At 59.0% G+C, this 16,378-nt stretch carries 17 protein-coding genes and 4 pseudogenes (1 of these 21 cut by a window edge); 2 read left to right on the top strand and 19 right to left on the bottom strand.

The genetic code is table 11. The features are described from left to right. The 19 genes and pseudogenes from K3557_RS01570 to K3557_RS01480 form a co-directional block, all read right to left on the bottom strand. Positions 1–879, bottom strand: partial view of a biotin-dependent carboxyltransferase family protein gene (locus tag K3557_RS01570; protein WP_259997256.1) — the 5' portion only. 153 nt of this gene lie to the left of the window's left edge; 879 of the gene's 1,032 nt are visible here — the first part of the coding sequence; its start codon is at positions 877–879; the stop codon falls past the left edge of the window. Continuing rightward, a complete protein-coding gene (locus tag K3557_RS01565; RefSeq protein WP_259997255.1) occupies positions 876–1,628 on the bottom strand; it encodes an allophanate hydrolase subunit 1 in 753 nt (250 codons plus the stop codon). Before K3557_RS01565 ends, K3557_RS01570 begins: the two co-directional genes overlap by 4 nt. 112 nt (positions 1,629–1,740) lie before the next feature. After that, on the bottom strand, positions 1,741–3,183 hold the full coding sequence (locus K3557_RS01560) for a methyl-accepting chemotaxis protein (RefSeq protein ID WP_259997244.1): 1,443 nt from the start codon (positions 3,181–3,183) through the stop codon (positions 1,741–1,743). 209 nt (positions 3,184–3,392) lie between these two features. Continuing rightward, positions 3,393–4,448: pseudogene (locus K3557_RS01555) on the bottom strand (IS5 family transposase). Between the two features lie 465 nt (positions 4,449–4,913). Further along, positions 4,914–5,507, bottom strand: coding sequence for a hypothetical protein (locus tag K3557_RS01550; protein ID WP_259996563.1), 594 nt, complete (start codon positions 5,505–5,507; stop codon positions 4,914–4,916). Between the two features lie 20 nt (positions 5,508–5,527). Further along, positions 5,528–6,136, bottom strand: a complete 609-nt coding sequence (locus K3557_RS01545) for a glutathione S-transferase family protein (protein ID WP_259997241.1) — start codon at positions 6,134–6,136, stop codon at positions 5,528–5,530. Beyond that, on the bottom strand, positions 6,129–6,416 hold the full coding sequence (locus K3557_RS01540) for a PhzF family phenazine biosynthesis protein (protein ID WP_259997240.1): 288 nt from the start codon (positions 6,414–6,416) through the stop codon (positions 6,129–6,131). The genes K3557_RS01545 and K3557_RS01540 overlap by 8 nt, the downstream gene beginning before the upstream one ends. 253 nt (positions 6,417–6,669) lie before the next feature. Then, positions 6,670–6,906: pseudogene (locus K3557_RS01535) on the bottom strand (transposase); the annotation flags it as partial. A 48-nt stretch (positions 6,907–6,954) separates the two neighbouring features. Beyond that, the gene (locus K3557_RS01530) at positions 6,955–7,161 is read right to left on the bottom strand and encodes a hypothetical protein (protein ID WP_259997239.1); all 207 of its coding nucleotides are present in this window, start codon (positions 7,159–7,161) and stop codon (positions 6,955–6,957) included. A gap of 110 nt (positions 7,162–7,271) precedes the next feature. Next, positions 7,272–7,358 (bottom strand): annotated as a pseudogene (locus K3557_RS20520) (transposase domain-containing protein); the annotation flags it as partial. A gap of 7 nt (positions 7,359–7,365) precedes the next feature. Next, positions 7,366–7,596, bottom strand: coding sequence for a transposase (locus K3557_RS01520; protein ID WP_259997237.1), 231 nt, complete (start codon positions 7,594–7,596; stop codon positions 7,366–7,368). Between the two features lie 69 nt (positions 7,597–7,665). Beyond that, on the bottom strand, positions 7,666–7,851 hold the full coding sequence (locus K3557_RS01515; RefSeq protein ID WP_259997235.1) for a hypothetical protein: 186 nt from the start codon (positions 7,849–7,851) through the stop codon (positions 7,666–7,668). 23 nt (positions 7,852–7,874) lie between these two features. After that, positions 7,875–8,921, bottom strand: coding sequence for an adenylate/guanylate cyclase domain-containing protein (locus K3557_RS01510; protein WP_259997233.1), 1,047 nt, complete (start codon positions 8,919–8,921; stop codon positions 7,875–7,877). Further along, positions 8,918–9,295 (bottom strand): response regulator, encoded by a 378-nt coding sequence (locus K3557_RS01505; RefSeq protein ID WP_259987421.1) that lies wholly within the window; start codon positions 9,293–9,295, stop codon positions 8,918–8,920. The genes K3557_RS01510 and K3557_RS01505 overlap by 4 nt, the downstream gene beginning before the upstream one ends. Positions 9,296–9,320: 25 nt before the next feature. Further along, positions 9,321–9,716 (bottom strand): response regulator, encoded by a 396-nt coding sequence (locus tag K3557_RS01500; protein ID WP_259987423.1) that lies wholly within the window; start codon positions 9,714–9,716, stop codon positions 9,321–9,323. Beyond that, positions 9,713–12,352, bottom strand: coding sequence for a response regulator (locus tag K3557_RS01495; protein WP_259997221.1), 2,640 nt, complete (start codon positions 12,350–12,352; stop codon positions 9,713–9,715). Before K3557_RS01495 ends, K3557_RS01500 begins: the two co-directional genes overlap by 4 nt. Before the next feature lie 103 nt (positions 12,353–12,455). Further along, the gene (tauA, locus tag K3557_RS01490; RefSeq protein ID WP_259997219.1) at positions 12,456–13,472 is read right to left on the bottom strand and encodes a taurine ABC transporter substrate-binding protein; all 1,017 of its coding nucleotides are present in this window, start codon (positions 13,470–13,472) and stop codon (positions 12,456–12,458) included. A 43-nt stretch (positions 13,473–13,515) separates the two neighbouring features. Beyond that, positions 13,516–14,295, bottom strand: coding sequence for an ABC transporter substrate-binding protein (locus K3557_RS01485; protein ID WP_259997215.1), 780 nt, complete (start codon positions 14,293–14,295; stop codon positions 13,516–13,518). Between the two features lie 64 nt (positions 14,296–14,359). Next, positions 14,360–15,109 carry an ABC transporter substrate-binding protein gene (locus tag K3557_RS01480; RefSeq protein ID WP_259997212.1) on the bottom strand — a complete coding sequence of 250 codons (750 nt, stop codon included), beginning with the start codon at positions 15,107–15,109 and terminating at the stop codon, positions 14,360–14,362. 222 nt (positions 15,110–15,331) lie between these two features. Between K3557_RS01480 and K3557_RS01475 the strand changes: the two genes are divergently transcribed. Further along, complete coding sequence (locus tag K3557_RS01475) at positions 15,332–15,541, top strand: hypothetical protein (protein WP_259997209.1); 210 nt, start codon at positions 15,332–15,334, stop codon at positions 15,539–15,541. Positions 15,542–15,615: 74 nt separating this feature from the next. Further along, positions 15,616–16,029 (top strand): annotated as a pseudogene (locus K3557_RS01470) (DUF3833 family protein); the annotation flags it as partial. Positions 16,030–16,378: the final 349 nt, after the last annotated feature.

The raw sequence follows: 16,378 nt of genomic DNA, 5'->3' as shown, positions 1-16,378 counted from the left end.
CTGAATTTCCAGAGCCTGTTCCAGGCCGGTCCAGCAGAAGCGGAGCGCAGCGCCGCCCTGCGCCTGCGCCACCTTGGGGAGATCGCATGGCAGAACGGTGCCGATCCGCGGGTAACCGCCAGTTGTCTGGCATTCGCGCAGCAGCACGAAGGGCTTGCCATCGCCGGTCATCTGCACATCCCCCGGCAGGATCACTTCGGACAGGATATTGAGCTGGCCGTCAGCGGCAAAGCCTTCGCCGTCCGAGACCATTTCCACCCCCATCCGGTTGGCACGGCTGCCGCGCTGGAAAGCCGTGGCCGCAAACCGGACACGGACCGCCTCGGGAAACAGGCTGCTTTGGAAACTTTCGAGAATACGCAATTCACCGCCCTGAAAACGGTCCTCGGCGGCCAGCACCAGACCTGTTTCATTATTCCGGTCTGAACCGGCAGGCAGCAGGTCTCCGGCTTCGGCCGCCCGCCCCAGCCCCGCCATCAGATGCACAGCGCGGGAGCCAAGCAGCGGCTCCGTGGCAATGCCGCCGCCTAGATGCAGGTATCCATAGACGCCGCGGCGGGCGGCACCGATTGACAGGCGCTGGCCCGCCTCCATCCGGTGCGACGCATTCCAGGCCAGCGGTTCACCCTCCAGCACTGCCGCCATCGGGGCGCCGGTCAGGGCAATGCGCAGGGGGCCGGTCGCTTCGAACTCGCCGCCCATGCCCCCCATTTCCAAGGCTGCCAATCCGGAATCCTGCCGCAGCAGCGCAGCCCCCTCGGCCAATGCCAGCGGGTCCGCAGCGCCGCCTTGGGACACCCCCTGCCCCAGCAAACCGGGCCGCCCCATATCCTGGACCGAAGCCGCCGGTCCGATCCGCAGTATCTTGAGACCGCTCATGCTGCGATCTCCGAGACGATGGCGCCGCCAAGCAGCGGGTCATCCTTGCAGTGTTTCAGGAAGTCCGGTTTGGAGACCGGTTCAAACTGCATCTCATCACCCGGGCGCAGAACAAAAGGCTGCGCTGCCCCCGGCTGGAACAGGGTCAGCCCGGTTTGGCCGACATGGCGCCAGCCGGTTGGCGCCGGATTGGAAAACAAGACGAACTGGCAGATCGCCTGCACCAGTGCGCCGCGCGGCACCATCGGTGTCAGCTCCGTCTGCCGCGGCAGGTTCCATTCCGGCCCCAACGAGCCAAGGTAGGGCTGGCCGGGGGCAAAGCCGATGGTCAGCACCCGCACCTGTGCGGCACCCAGGCTTTCGATGGCCTGTGTCTCGCTCATACCCGCGGCATCGGCTGCTTCTCCCAGCTGGGGTGCCAGATCGGTGCCATATACTGTCGGCACCCGCCAGAACCGGCGACCGGGCGGCAGCGGCGCCTGCAGCCAGTTTTGGGTCGTCAGAAGGGTCTGCAAAGCCGCCTCCAGCGCCTCATGCCGCAGATCAGCAGGGTCGAAACGGACAAAGACCGAAGCCAAAGAGGCCATGGTCTCTACAACCCCTTTCAGCGGCAGCGCTTCCACCGCACTGCCAAAAGCCAGCGCGGCGCGGTTCGAGGCCTCGCTAAGGCTGCTGTCAAAGCTTACCAGCATGCCGTTCTGCCCGGCCCGCCGGACCAGCGGATAGGCTGGCGCCACCTGGCTGTTCATGTTTTCACCCCGTCATTTTCGCGCGCAAGCGTTGCGGTGCAGACGGGGAGTGTCAACATGTCAATTCATAGACAACCTTGCCGCTGCCACAGGCAAGAACCGCAAGCCGGCTTCAGAAATCATCCCACCCTTGCGCCGCAGGCAGCGCCTCTGCATCAAAACCGCCGGCGCCGTTTGCCGCCGGGGTTGCTGCCGGCGCTACCGCCGCCGGGCGCTGGAAAGCCACCACATCCGCAACCGGGGCGGAGGCCGGGTTGCCTGCGGACCTGAACTTGGACACTTCGCGGGTCAGCTGGCTGGCGTCTGCGGACAGTAACTGGCTGGCGGCCGAGGTTTCCTCAACCATCGCCGCATTCTGCTGGGTCACCTGATCCAGCTGTGAAACACCAAGGTTGATCTCGCTCAGCGACGTTGCCTGTTCCTTGGCGCCGGTGGCAATCCCGCTGATGTGGGTGGAAATATGACCCACACTGTCAATGATCTGCTTAAGCTCAATTCCGGTTCTGCCAACCAGGTCCACACCGCTGGCCACCTGCTGTTTGCTTTGACCGATAAGCTGCTTGATCTCGCCGGCCGCCCCAGCGGACCGCTGCGCCAGCGCCCGCACTTCTGAGGCAACAACCGCAAAGCCACGGCCTGCCTCCCCCGCCCGGGCGGCCTCAACCCCGGCATTCAGCGCCAGCAAGTTGGTCTGAAAGGCAATATCGTCGATCATCCCGATGATTTTGGCGATTTCCTCAGAGGAGCTCTCAATCTGCGACATCGCCGCCACAGCGTCCGAGACAACCTGACCGCTGCGTTCCGCGGCAGTCTGGGCCTCGCTGACGATGCCCTCCACCTTCTCTGCGCCCTCCGCCGAGGAATGCACCGTGCCGGTCAGCTCCTCAATGGCCGCTGCGGTTTCCTCCAGCGTTGCAGCCTGGCTCTCGGTACGCTGAGACAGGTCGCTGGCGGATTTGGATATCTCATCCGCTGTGCGTCCGACAGCTTCGGATACTTGCGTCACCGCGCCCATCGCTGTGCCAAGCTGCTCCGCCGAGCGGTTGAACGCCTCGCCCAGCGCGGCAATATCCGCCTGATCGGACAGTTTGACCCGGAAGCCCAGATCCCCCTGGCTCATCGCGTCCAGCCCCTTGGCGATTTCCTGCAGCCCAAGACGGCGCACCGTTACATCAGTGGCCACTTTGACCACCCTATCCACTGTGCCATCCGCGTTTTCAACCGGAGCATAGGTCGCCTGGATCCAAATAGTGGCGCCGTCCTTGGTCACCCGCGGGAACTGATCGGTGAACACACGGCCAGCGGCCAGGTCTTTCCAGAATGATTTATACTCCGCACCCGCGGCAATTTCAGGCGCCACAAACATCGAATGATGCCGGCCCGCGATTTCTTCCAGCCGGTATCCCAATGCAGCAAGAAAATTGCCGTTTGCGGTCAGAATTGTGCCGTCCGGTTTAAATTGAATTGTCGCCTGGGTGCGATCGACCATACCGGCAATAATCCTGGCACCGCTGTCCTGCTCTGCGGGCCTGGACGCTTTGAATTTGAAAAACAATGAATTTCTCCGCGCGTTCCTGATTCTCGATGGCTCGCGCCGAAAGTACCGTGAAACCAACAGAAAATTCTTAACGTCCCTGGATACATGCGCCTAGGTGTTCAGCCCCGGCATCTGGCGGATCGGATCCTTTATGAACCTGTTTGGATCTGAATGGCATTGTTGCAGAACTCGCTCTTGAGGCCTGGCTCCCCCTTTCCCCTCCGAACTTAGGCGACGCGGATAATCTCAGCGGTGCCGAGTGCGTTGAAGCGGTTGATGAGTGCGATGCGGATATGGATCTCGGCGGGTTGGCGGTCGGGGTCTCTTGCGGCAATGCGCTCGCCGAATGCCTTTAAGCAGCGCATCTTTGCCTCGATCCGGCTTCGGACGTGGTATCCTGTCCAGCGCTTCCAGAAGGCTCGACCGTAGTGTCGGGTGGCTCGCAGAGTTTCGTTTCTGACCTGCGCAGCCGGACAATCTTCTTTCCACAACCGGCCATTCTTGCGGATCGGGATGATCGGGGCCGCGTCGCGTTCGAGGATCGCGGCATGGCAGCGTCGCGTGTCATAGGCACCATCGGCGATCACGGTGCCGATGTCTTCGTCCTCGGGGAACTGACCCAACAAGTCCGGTAAGACCGGGCTGTCCACTGCCCGGCAGTGGTTTGCGCAGCATAACCACGAGAGGGGCCGTCGCGGCTGGGGGTGAATTCGACGGCACGGATGTCAGACGTGGCAGCATCCATCGCAAGATGAACCTTGCGCCCCTCTCATTGATTGCTCTGCAATCAACTGCCGGGCAGCCATTGGCGCCGCCCCTGAACGCCGTGCTTGCGGGCCTGCCACTCACCATCGCCAAGGAACTTGATCCCGGTGCTGTCCACAAGCAGGTTCAGCGGCCCATCGGCGCGGCGATATGGGATCTGGACGGCCAGCGTTCTATGGGCTTACGCGGCCCCACTGGGGCCACGGTCCCATCTCACTCTGTCGGCGGCACAGCGTAGAGAAATCCGGAACGGGCCAGTCCAGACCCGCCAGGTGCAAAAGGCTGGTGACCATCCCGACGGTCTGCCGGAGAGGCAGCTTGAACAGAACCTTGATCGACAGGCAGAACTGGATTGCCGCATCCGAGAAAACCGCAGGGCGACCGGGGCTGCCATCATGCGGCGCGAGCCAGGTCATCTCTTCGTCCAACCAGATCAGAAGCGACCCGCGCTTTCTGAGCGCATCGTTGTAGCTGGACCAATTCGTCGTACGGTAGCGGGCAGGTGCGGGCTTGCTCATCTGCCCCGTCTAACCGCATGGATTCGTGATGTGAATCCTTAGAACTCAGAGTTCTGCAACAACGCCGGTCTGAAGTGTAAATCTTGCAGATGCACCCATATGGCGTGCGTGCTGAGTGTTTTGAGACGGCAGCATATCCCGGGCTCGGAGCAATTCTGCGACCCCACCTGCATTCCGCACCTTGAGCGTTTGATTGAGGACATCGTTTGAACCGAAGGACCGGTTGCTGTGACGCGCCTTTCATGGCGCGTCGCTCAACAACACGGGTGGCTATGGGCCTCTCCCGCTTTAATGCCGCCCCAAGTGCTCGTTTATCCAATCCGGTCTCTTTCAGTTCTTCGGTTAGGCCTACGCCAGTCTTCAACGTCCTGTTCTCTCACAGCGGCCTCCAATTTTGGCGAGTGGCTAACGCAATATCCTTTACGCGCTGCAGCAGGCCGACGGCTCTGCCGCCGGCCCGAAAAGTCACACGGCCAGCGACTGCGCGACCTTGATCAGCTTTTCCTCGTCGATGTCGTACATGTAACCGTAGATATTGGCGTGCTTGGGGGTTCCGGCGGAGTCCCGCATCAATAGGACATCACGCTCAAGGGAGGCAGTGTAGTCGCTAATGCAAATGCTTTCTGCCGGGTAAAGCGGTTCAATATCGGCACCATGTTCTTGCTTGTAAGCGTCAAAGATCCCCTCTTTGGTGAAGGACGTGGCGCCGCAATGAGTGTGGTGAACGATGACGATGTTCTCGATCCCGAACAGGTGCTGCGCCACTGTGACGGACCGCAGGGCGTCATATGCCCGGCCTCCTGCCACGCAAACCTCGAAGATGTTGGTGGTTGAAGCGATCTTGTTGCCGCTGTCATCAGTAACGATCTCTCCGGGGTGTGTATGACCGAACTCTTCGGCGACCAGCCGCGGCACTTGGACGATGCGCGGGTCATAGCAATAGACGACCACGGTTTTCAGCGGCACTGCCTTGGCGAATTCCTTGCGCACCGCCGCTTCGTCAAAGCCGGGTTGCTTGGAAAAGGCATAAGCGTCGAAGCTCTGATGATTGCCACACATGTTAATCTCCTTTCATCAAGTTAGAAAACCGCTGCAAGCGCGCGCTGCACCGATGCGCGCTCCTGCGCCTCGCGGTACCAGCGCAGGGTGGCCGGGAGCTCTTTCAAGCAGCCAGAGCCCAGCAGATGAATCATGGGAAAGGCGGCACAGTCTGCCGCCCCGAAACGGCTGCCGCTAAGAAAGCTGCATGTGCCAAGCCGCTTCTCGATGGCGGCAAGCGCGCGCAACGCCCGCGCATCGCCAAAAGCCAGGGCAGAGCTGCTGCCCTCTTCGCGCTCCAGGCTGAGCCCGAAATTGAGGAGTGCCACCAAGTCGGTCATCACCAGGCTCAGGGCTTCAAGCGCGTGGGCGCGGTCCGCCCGGGCGGCTGGCAGCAACTGGCCGGACTTTTCGGCCAGATACAGTAGGATCGCCATGGATTGGCTCAGGGTGATCTGGGCGCCGCAAGGGCCTTCGCTGTCGATGATCAGCGGCACCTGGCCCATCGGGTTGAGGGCAAGGAACCCCGGCCTGTCCTGATCCCGCTCGCGCAGGTTCACAGGCACGGTCCGGTAGGGCAGCCCGGTTTCCTCCAGTGCGATCAGCACCCTGTAGGTGTTGCCGGTGGTCCATCCGTAAAGATCAATCATTTCTCCCTCCCGCTGCCGGTACCGGGCTGTGATCCAGCTTAATCTGCAGCTCCTTCATCGCCGCGCCGCAGCCGCCGGCCATCAGCCCGGTGACCCGGCCTGCGTCGAGGTTCAGTTCAACCGTGATCTCGCTGGGCGATGCGGGCTCCATGAAGTGGCCCTGCTCGATCAGCAGCTTTGGCCTGCGCACGCCGAGGTGGTCATACAACGCGCAGGCCAGCGGTCCCGCTGCCATGCCGGTGGCCGATTCTTCGCTGATGCCGTAACGCGGGGCGAACATGCGGGCGGCAACCCCGCAATGCCTTTGCGCATGTCTGTGACGCCGCAGGCAAGATACACCCGGACACCGGTTCCTGGGCCGATCATGCCGCCTCCACTGCGTGGATCAGCCTGATCAGCACCCCCGCGTCCAGATCACTGGGAAGCCGGAGGCACCGCCCGTTGGCCAGGCGCAGCTCTACTGGAACGAAAAGGCTGGCAACGGGTTCCTCGGTAATCCCCCCGTTTTTGCGGGGGCATGTCCGTAGAATTTTCGCGGCCATCTTCAGTTTCTGTGCAGGCGTCATCCCGCCGTTGCCCATGTTGGGGCGTTCATGGTTGTAGGACCAGAGCCACTCGGTGGCAATCTGCTGGACCTCCTCGATACTTTCGAAAATGTCCAAGTCCAGCCATTCGTGCCTGACCGTCCGGTTGTAGCGCTCGACATAAGCGTTCTGCTAAGGCTTTCCGGGCTGGATATATGCCAAGGCAATGCCCCGGTTCCCGGCCCAGCGCCGCTCGCCGTTGCCCTCGGACCAATGGCGGACAATAGCTTGCTCTCACTGATGAGACTGGCGTCCATGCCGCCATACTTCGCCCGCCACTTTTACAGCGTGGCGCCGGTTCGGCGGGGAATTGATCCACTGGATCAATTCCGTTTCCGCCTCACTCCCGTGCTCACGGCACAGCTCGGTGGCAGGCGCACCGCCCTCCATTTGGCGCAGCACACCCAAGATCTGGGCTTCTCTGCATCGTGTCTTCTTCATCGGAAGCTCCTGGTTCATCCTGCCGAGAAAATTCTACTTCCGCATCCCCTTAAGATCGGGGGGGATGACCCCACGGGTTACGCCAGTGGCGTCCTATTCCATGGAATAAGCTAGTCAATCCGATTGATCTTGTGATCGTGGATGCGGTCGAGCACGTCGGTCAGCCAGGCTTGCGGATCGACGCCACTCACCGTCGCGTTGAACTCAGCGTTCTGCACCAACCCATCTAGCCATACCTGCAACGCCGCCAGGCGACCATAGCCCCTTCCGCTTCAGCTCGTGCTGCCAGCCATAAATTTGCTGACGGGTCACATAGTGATGCCGTGCCACCCGCGTTACCGTTGCCCCGTCGATCCCCACAGATGTGACGATCGCAAGATTCTCCTCGTCACTCCAGCGCCGACGCCGTTCAACGCCCAGGATCTCGCCGCGCATGACAAATTCCCCATAAGACACGTCGATAACGACGTCGCTAAGCACGTGTCTTAGAACACCAGGAGAAAATCAGGCAGGCGGTAGAAACCAGGCGCTTACCTTGTTCAGCAGGTTTGCCGACGCGATTTCTAGCAACTTTTCGAAAGGCACCAGCTCCGGATCGGTATGAGCTGGTGCTTTCTCAGATTCGAAAAACTGGCGGAAGCCGCCCTGGGTGCATGTCGCCAGGTGCCATCCAAGGGTGATCGGGCGCAACAGAGCGTGCCCTGCACGGCTCCTTACCTGGAGCAGGCGCATTCAATCAACTCGTGCGATCCTCTGCCCTTGAGCTCGACCATGCCTTTTGACTTGCCATCGAAAGCATCTTGCAAGTTTCGCCATACGGCCTCGCTCACAAGTACCGTTCCCGGATCGGCATGATCGACAATGCGGGCGGCGATGTTCACCGTATCTCCCCAGATATCGAAGGCGTAATTCTTCTGGCCGATAACTCCGCCGACCAGCGGTCCCATATGAATGCCGATCCGGATCTCCCAGCCAGAGGGGTGTTCCGCGACGGCGTCAATCATCTCCAGGCCCGTTCGAACGCTGGCCTTTGCAGGACTTTCAACATGGTGCAATAGCCCGGCGGTTGCCATGAAGGCATCCCCGATTGTCTTAATCTTTTCCAGCCCGTTCTGGGTCGCGATGTCCTCGAAGGCGCAGACCAGATCCTGAAGATGGGATACCACGGTTTCCGCCGAGTTGTTGTTGCAATAGGTCGTGAAACCCACGATGTCGCAGAACAGAACCGCCACGTCTTCGAACTGGCGCGGTCTAACGGAGTTTGTGGATTTCAGTTCGTGCACCGCGGCGGCTGGCAGGGTCGCATGCAGCAGATCGTCGGCGCGCTTTTTTTCAACCTCGATTTGTTTCATATAGCCCGCCTCCTGATCCCTGAGGCGTTTCTTTTCGAGGCTGGCATGAATGCGCGCGCGCAGGATCGCGGTGTTGAACGGTTTCGGGAGATAGTCTTCGGCACCTGCTTCGATACAACGCACGACGCTTTCAATTTGATCGACTGCGGAAATCATTATGACTGGTATCGAGCGCAGGCGCATGTCGGATTTCATACGCTCCAGCGTTTCATACCCGTTGAGAACCGGCATCATGATGTCGAGCAGCACGAGGTCGTAAGGTTGCCTGCCGAGCAGATCGAGCGCCTCCTGGCCGTTCTCTGCCACATCGACATTCTCATGGCCCTCGCGTTTCAACCGCCGCAGGAGCGTATAGCGGTTGTCTTCGTTGTCATCGACAACGAGAAGGGCTGGCCCGTCCGAGGTCAAGAGGCCTGCCTCGCCTGCAGCAGGGAGTCGATCTTGCCGAGCAGGCGCGGCATATCGACGGGCTTGGTGTCGAAATCGTCACACCCGGCATCATGTGCTTTTGCGCGATCCTCGGCCATAGCATGCGCGGTCAGCGCGATGATCGGGATTTCCGACGTGGCAGAATTCGATTTGATCCGGCGGATCGCTTCCCAGCCATCAAGTACAGGCAAGCCCAAGTCCATGATGATCAGCCCCGGCTTTTCCGATTGTGACATGTCCACGCCCTGTTTGCCATCGGGTGCCACGACAACTTCGTATCCTTTCCGGGCCAGCCGTTTGGTCAGCATGTAGACATTGTCTTCGTTGTCTTCGACATAAAGGATTTTCACCATTCCCACTTCAACTCCTTACCTGCGGTCAATGCTCCTCACCCGGCCCCGGTTGCCGGCCATGCTCTGCAAGAGCTTCGATCCGGCTGCAAAGCGCCTTCATATCGACCGGCTTCGAAAAGAAATCCGAACATCCGGCCTCGATTGCGCGCCTGCAATCCTCGGGCATCGCATAGGACGACACAGCGATCACCGGAATATTGCGGGTCGCTGCAGATGCCTTCAGCCGGCGGGTGGCTTCCCAACCATCGACAATGGGAAGATCGAGATCCATCAGAATGACCGACGGGTTGCTCGTGCCCGCCACCGCCAGACCGGCCGCGCCGTCGCGGGCGATCAGGATCTCGAAACCTCGTTTGCCCAGCCGGCGTGTGAACAGGAAAATGTTGTCTTCGTTGTCTTCAATGTAAAGCACCCGGATCATCCCACGGCCTCCTGCGAAGGTTGGGGGGTGTTCTCTGCAATGATCTCGCGGATCGTGGCCAGGAGCTCGCTCCGCCCAGTATCTGTCTTCTGCACGATCTGCGTGACGCCGCCATTTAGCCGCCGATGATCTTCCGGCGTTAAGTTCGCCGCCGTAAGAACGACGATCGTGACCCTGCCGTATTCGTGGCGCTGACGAAGCGCTTCAAGAAACTGGAAGCCGTCCATCTCCGGCATCAGCAGGTCAAGCATTATCAGGTCGGGCTGACATCCATCCAGACGCTCGATCCCGATATTGCCGTTCTCCGCCTCTGTGACGTCCCAACCACTCTTGGAGAAGATGCCTCGCAACACATCGCGCACATCGGGATCATCCTCGACTACCAGGACCTCTGGCGTCCGATCCTGCGGATGGTATTTTGAAAGCAATGCCTTCATCTTCTCCCGGTCAATCGGCTTCGTCATGTATTCCGATGCGCCCAGAGCAAAACCGCGATCGGGCTCTTCGGTCATGGTTGCCATGATGACGGGAATTGCGGCGGTCTCCGTGTCTGACTTGATCTCCTTGAGAAACTCCCAGCCATCCAACTCCGGCATCACGACATCAAGTGTGATTGCAGAAGGCTTCATTCTGCGCGCAAGCTCTAGTCCTTCCCTGCCATCGACGGCGGTCACGACATCGTAGCCCTGTTTCGCCAACATGACGCGCATCAGTTCACGGGATGCCCTGTCATCATCGACCACCAGGATTCGAGGGTTATCACGCCGAGCCGAATTGATTGGCAGCGCCGGCGGGCGTTCTGGTAGGGGCGAAGCGTCGTCTTCACCCGAACTGGCAATCGCAATGCGCGGCAGGCGAAAGGTGAACGTCGCACCCTCGCCAAGCGCGCTTTGCACTTCGATGTCGCCGCCCATCATCCGCGCCAGACGCCTGCTGATTGCCAGGCCCAGGCCCGTGCCGCCGAAGCGGCGTGTGGTCGAGCTGTCGGCTTGGCTGAATTCTTCAAACAACCGGTCAATTTGCTCTGCACTCAGCCCGATGCCCGTATCTGTAATCGCAATCGAAACCGCCGATCCGAGATCGTCCGGTACTTCCCGGGCCACCAGCACGACCTGCCCCTTTTCAGTAAACTTGCAGGCATTGCTCAGCAGATTGAGAATGATCTGACGCATCCGTGTCTGGTCGGCCGAGATCGCCCCGAGATCATCCGGGCAATCAACGGTCAGCTCATTGCCGTTCTTTTCTGCCATCGGACGCACAGTTGTTGTCGCATCGTGGATCAGGCTCGGCAAGTCGAAGCTCTCGATATGCATCTCGAACTTGCCAGCCTCAATCTTCGATAGGTCTAGAATTTCGTTTATCAGGTTCAGCAGGTGCTTTCCGGCGCGCGAGATACGTTCCAGCGGCTCAATGAAATCTTCCTGTCCGAATTCCTCGGCATCCTCCATAAGCATTTCGGTAATGCCGATCACCGCATTGAGCGGAGTCCGCAACTCGTGGCTCATATTGGCAAGGAACTGGCTTTTCGCGCGGTTCGCTTCTTCGGCTTCCTGTTCGCGTTCTTTGAGTTCGGTTATGTCGGTGTAGACGGCAACGGTGCTGTCGTCGTCGGTTTTCCGCTCGCTGACGCGAATCCAGCGGCCGTCCGCACGCTCCTGGAGATGCGTGTCACCCGGGTTCCTGTGTTGCGCGATGCGCTCCGCGATCCAGTCCTCCGGTGCGTCGAGCGCATCCTTGATAAGACCTTTTTCAGCTGCGCTATGGATGATTTCATCGAACGAGGCACCAGCGACCACGATGTCTTCGATTCCGTGATAGAGGAGCTCACGATACCGGCGGTTGCAAACGATCAGGCGATCATCAGGGCCGTACAAAGAAAACCCGTCGGAGATGCTTTCAATGGCGTGAGAAAGCTGCATTTGGGCTCGTTTTGCTGCAAGGGTTGCTTCGGCCAGTTCGCGGGTCCGCTCCTCGACACGCTGTTCCAATTCGTCGCGAGCCTTGCGGAGCGCCGCCTCGTCCGCCTGCTGGCGTTTCTGCATTTCGTTGAATGCCGCGACGACGACGCCGATCTCGTCACGGCTGATCCAGTCCACCGGAACGCGCGCACCCCCGCCGCGCGCGCTGTTGATCGAACTCAAGAGCCGTTCGAGCGGGATACCGATTGTGCGCCGGTTCGCGATCAGAGTGCTGAAAATGATGGCTCCGAGAAGAAGCGCTCCCAAGATTCCGGCTGTCGTCAGCCTTTGCCGGGCAGCGGCGAGAATCTGGGCGTCGGTCAGCGCGATGGCCAGGCGCCCAATGACCTCTCTACTATCGTCATACACATAGACGATTTCCTTTTCTGCAAAGAACTGCTCCTGTTCGAGGCCTTCTACCTTTCCGGTCCAAGCAACCAATATGTCCTGATCATCATAGACCGCTGCACCCGAGATATCCGGATCAATGGCAAGGGCTTTAAGGATAAGCTTGATTTGCTCGTCGGCAACGTTCCACATCGATTCCGCAACCACGGCACTTTGGATCGCGACCAGTTTTTCGAGTTTGTCATTGAGCCGGTCTTCGGCTTCGCGCTGCGCATTGAATTCAAAAAGCCCAAAAACAATAATGGTCGAAGTAAGAACCAGCGGCGTCACTACCGCCAGGAATTTTGCTCGAAGCGACCTAAAGTAAAATTTCCTCGGCTTTTGATCCATCAAAGACACTCTGTACGCAACAATCTAGGTTTGCTTTGGTCCGTCAACACGCACCCTCGAGAACCATCTCGACATAACGGGGATTTACGTGCCGGGCGAAATCGTCGACTACATTGCGAATTTTGCCTTGTTCCCGCAGGAATTCGGCGGTGAAGCTTAGCGCCTGGGCGACCCTTCCCTCGGTGCCGCCACCAAGCCAGCGCGCTGAAGCTTGTTCCCTGAGGGTCGGAAAATCGTAGAGGTCCAGAACCACGGGCACGTTTTCAGGATCACCTCCAGCCAAGCTGACGATCGCGGCGACCTGATCCGATCCCGAAGTCCACGCCGAAGGATTGGCATTGTAATCTGCATCCGCAGCCGCAACGGTCTTGATCAAATTACACATGAAGTTTGGGTTCTGGGCAGCGAATGTCCTGTCGACGACCATAGCATCAAACGTGGCCTTCCCCCAGCTCGACAGAACGCCAGAGGTAATCAGCACTTTCCCGGACTTCTTGATTTCGCTTAATGCCGGATCCCAGACAAAGGCGGCGTCGATCTCACCAAGTTGCCACGCTTCCGTAATCTCCTGCGGCTGCATGTTACGAATGACGACATCCTTCTGCGCAATGCCGAATTGCTCGAGAGCAAAGAGAAAGTGGAAATGTGTGGTCGAGGCGAAAGGCACACCGATAGTTTTGCCCGCCAGATCCCGCGGCGCGATTATGCCGGCTCCGTCCCGAACAACCAGCGCCTCGGCCGCGGCTATATCTTCCAGAATCCAGACCACCTCTATGTCCAAGCCCCGGCTAATACCGGCGGCGATCGGACTCGACCCGGATTGCGCGATCTGAACCTTGCCCAAGATCATCGAATTGATGACCTTTGCGCCGGATTCGAACTTGCGCCAAGTCACGGGCTGGCCAACAGCCTGCTCGATTTCGCCGCTCACGATCGCCGTCTTCCAAGGATTGTACATCAGCTGGTAGCCGATCGTGACATCGTCCAGCGCACTCGCCCCGCGCCCGCTGAACAGGACGGAGCAAAAAAGGGCCAATATCACCCACCGGACGGCTTTCATGTCACGCCCGCAAAGTCACTGTCCCGGTGCGGAGCGGCCGTCGTCATTGCGAAAACGCTGTCGCGAAGTAATTCTCTGCGATCTCGTCAGCATTAACCTGGGCAAGTCCCGCATTGAATTTTTCAAGCATCGCACGGCCGTCCCCATCGTCGCGGAAACACAAATACAGCGTCTTGTCTTCCAGTGGGGTGGCGTTGAATTGCAGGTCTTTCCGGTTTGAATTCAGGCTTGGCTCCGTCGCTTTCAGGTATTCCAGCACGAACTTGTCTATGACAGCGGCATCAATGCGCTTGCGCACCAGTTTTTTCAGGTTCGTGAGATCATCGTTTGACGGGACAGCCAGAATCCAGCCTGTTCCCACTTTCTGGTCGAATTCGTCGGTATTCGCGTAGCCGAGGACCGTTCCGATCTTCAGCTGCTGTTCGCCGATAGAATCTAGGGTGTCCCACGAAATCGGCGCACCTGCATGTTCGGCAAATCCCAAAGGGCCATTGCCAATCGGATCGGACGCGATGAAACCTTTCTGGTGGCGGCAATGATAGCCAGGAAAGTAAGCAATGACCCCATCCTTGCCGTCCTTTGCCATGTCGATCGCGCGTTTCCATGGGCGATAGGCGACGTCTGTATTGAACCCTGCCTTTTCAAAAGCCACGCGCACAACTTCTGTCGTCGCTCCGCCGCTGGGCAGATCGCTGCCTGTGTAAGGCGGCCAATCCAGTGTCGAGATGCGGGCAATCTGATCCTGCGCCAGAACTGGCGGCGCGCATGAGAGGGCGAAGAGCACCGCCACCGCACGAATTATCCGAGGCATTGCAATCAACATAAAAAATCCCCCCAAATCATTGCGGCAATTGCAGACCCAATGACGCACCCATTACCTAACGTCATTACAGCCCATATCGCTGCTTGATAGCAAGGTATTTTGGTGTCGTCTTGAACTCAGTCAGGGCTTCCGAAAACCGATTTGAAAGTGCATCGTGCCCTGGTTTCCGACTGAAAAAAAGATATCCGGGTGTTTCGGCAAGGCTTGGTAAGAGCGGCCGAACCTGGTCTTCGATGCCCAAGCGCCTGGCATCGGCAAGAAATGGCAGGGTCGTATCCAGAACCGTTTCGACCCGCCCAAGCGTCAGGAGCTTGATCATGCTTTCTCGTCCTGTGGCTTCGACGCGCGTCATGCCGGCCATTTCAAGGCCATCGTCGATGCCTCCGTAGCTATAACCTTTGACAAGCGCGAAGGTTTTTCCGGTGAGCGCCTCGGGGTCGGAAATAGTCAGGCCGGAATCCATGCGCACGAAAAGCGTTGCATCATAATTCAGCAACGGCTCGTCCGGATAATGGCTGAAGTCCTCACGCTCATCGGTTTTAGTGCCGCAAAGGCCGGCGTCTACTCGCTGGGTCTTGACGAATTTGAGTACGCGGGTCCACGGCATCCGGACGAATTCCACTTCCGCACCCATGTGCCTGATTGCACCGGCGGCGATTTCGACGCACGGCCCTTTGGGTTGCCCATCGATCCAGACGTAGTAGGGTGTGTAGTCCTTGTCCTCCACTGCCACGAAAATCGTCTCGGCAAAGGCAAGTACAGGAAAAGCTATTCCTATGGCCACGATTGTCGCGGCAATTCTAAGCCTGCGCATCCTTTCCTCCACTCCGTTTCGGTAGTCCGGCTGCCAGGTTGCGCCGTCGGCAATTGGCGCCTATCCGGCGACAGCACCACTCCCCAAACCCGCATCGAACCCGTCTGAGCAAGAGTCCGCCGTCATCCCCACGCGGCCGAACGCTACCCGTGCGAAAGGCGTCCTCCGGATCGCTGTGCGGAATGCTACAACCGAATGGCACGCAGGTCGAGTAGTGCAGAATTGGTACGCGACCTTGGGATCATGGAGCGGCGGAACACTCGGGGCAATCGCCCATGCCGGCGCTTGATTTTTCATCACCCTCTGATCTGCCTGGAAAACATGCTGCAGGCGTACCGGTTCGCGGAGGAATACCGCAACGCGTTCAACGATGCCGCAGCGGGCGCATGCCATGACCGTCAGAAAGCCGAACACTCCCTCAAGAAGGTGTAAAGCCGGATCGCCAACATCCTGACCGCAATCGAGGACGGCAAGTACACGGCATCAATGAAGGACAAGATGTCTGATCTGGAGGGATCCTCTCCGAAGGGCTGATCTTTGGCCCCAATGGCAAGATGGCCAACAGTTTCACCGCCATAATGGTAGGAGAATGGGAAGGCAGCTCCGGTACTTTGTCCGAAGAGTTCACCTACTCCAATGGCGTGACACAAAGCCGGAAATGGTATCTGACACTTGGCCCGGACAACACGTTTACCGCCACCGCCGATGATCTGGTTGGAGAAGCAAGGGGCGTCGTTTCCGGTGCCACAGTGCAGCTGAACTATACGATCAAACTGCCCGAAAGCGCCGGCGGCCATGTGCTGCAGGCCACCGACTGGATGTATCTCACAGAAAGCGGCGTCATCCTCAACAAGTCAGAGATGCGCAAGTTCGGCCTGAAAGCAGCAGAGCTTGTGGCCAACATGCGGCCTGCGCAATGAGATGGACTTTTGGGTAAGGCTCTTAAGCCACTTGGCGGCAGGTCTATCTCAGCCTAGTTGCTGTGTCCATATCAGCCAGCAGGGTAACACATTACCATCCAATCCCCGAGTTGCTCGTTTCGCCTGTTTAGCAGTTACTGACCGCTACACGCCCATTGCGGGTACAAAATTCTCTGCGCGACCGGAAAACTCAAGGGGCGAAGGGATTCATTCTGCAGCCAGATGGCGGAACACAATAATTCTTTCGCTATTCTCAGTCATGAGGGAAGCACTGCTGCCGCAAGTGCAAGCCGATGGTGGGGAGCCTGATGCACCGCGCCGGGATGGTGCCGTTCCCATCTGTGGATCA

Source organism: Leisingera sp. M523 (genome assembly GCF_025141335.1).
Lineage (GTDB): Bacteria > Pseudomonadota > Alphaproteobacteria > Rhodobacterales > Rhodobacteraceae > Leisingera.
The sequence above is the reverse complement of the archived record's forward strand: the minus strand, read 5'-3'. Positions and strand labels throughout refer to the sequence as shown.

What these genes read in the sequence shown, in the direction of transcription:
- K3557_RS01505 (WP_259987421.1), bottom strand. Translation starts at nt 9,295, where the DNA reads ATGGTGAAAATCCTTTATGTCGAAGACAACGAAGACAATGTCTACATG.
- K3557_RS01530 (WP_259997239.1), bottom strand. Translation starts at nt 7,161, where the DNA reads ATGAAGAAGACACGATGCAGAGAAGCCCAGATCTTGGGTGTGCTGCGC.
- K3557_RS01540 (WP_259997240.1), bottom strand. Translation starts at nt 6,416, where the DNA reads ATGTTCGCCCCGCGTTACGGCATCAGCGAAGAATCGGCCACCGGCATG.
- K3557_RS01545 (WP_259997241.1), bottom strand. Translation starts at nt 6,136, where the DNA reads ATGATTGATCTTTACGGATGGACCACCGGCAACACCTACAGGGTGCTG.
- K3557_RS01550 (WP_259996563.1), bottom strand. Translation starts at nt 5,507, where the DNA reads ATGTGTGGCAATCATCAGAGCTTCGACGCTTATGCCTTTTCCAAGCAA.
- K3557_RS01520 (WP_259997237.1), bottom strand. Translation starts at nt 7,596, where the DNA reads ATGCGCGGCGAGATCCTGGGCGTTGAACGGCGTCGGCGCTGGAGTGAC.
- K3557_RS01480 (WP_259997212.1), bottom strand. Translation starts at nt 15,109, where the DNA reads ATGCGCAGGCTTAGAATTGCCGCGACAATCGTGGCCATAGGAATAGCT.
- K3557_RS01485 (WP_259997215.1), bottom strand. Translation starts at nt 14,295, where the DNA reads ATGTTGATTGCAATGCCTCGGATAATTCGTGCGGTGGCGGTGCTCTTC.
- tauA (WP_259997219.1), bottom strand. Translation starts at nt 13,472, where the DNA reads ATGAAAGCCGTCCGGTGGGTGATATTGGCCCTTTTTTGCTCCGTCCTG.
- K3557_RS01565 (WP_259997255.1), bottom strand. Translation starts at nt 1,628, where the DNA reads ATGAACAGCCAGGTGGCGCCAGCCTATCCGCTGGTCCGGCGGGCCGGG.
- K3557_RS01500 (WP_259987423.1), bottom strand. Translation starts at nt 9,716, where the DNA reads ATGATCCGGGTGCTTTACATTGAAGACAACGAAGACAACATTTTCCTG.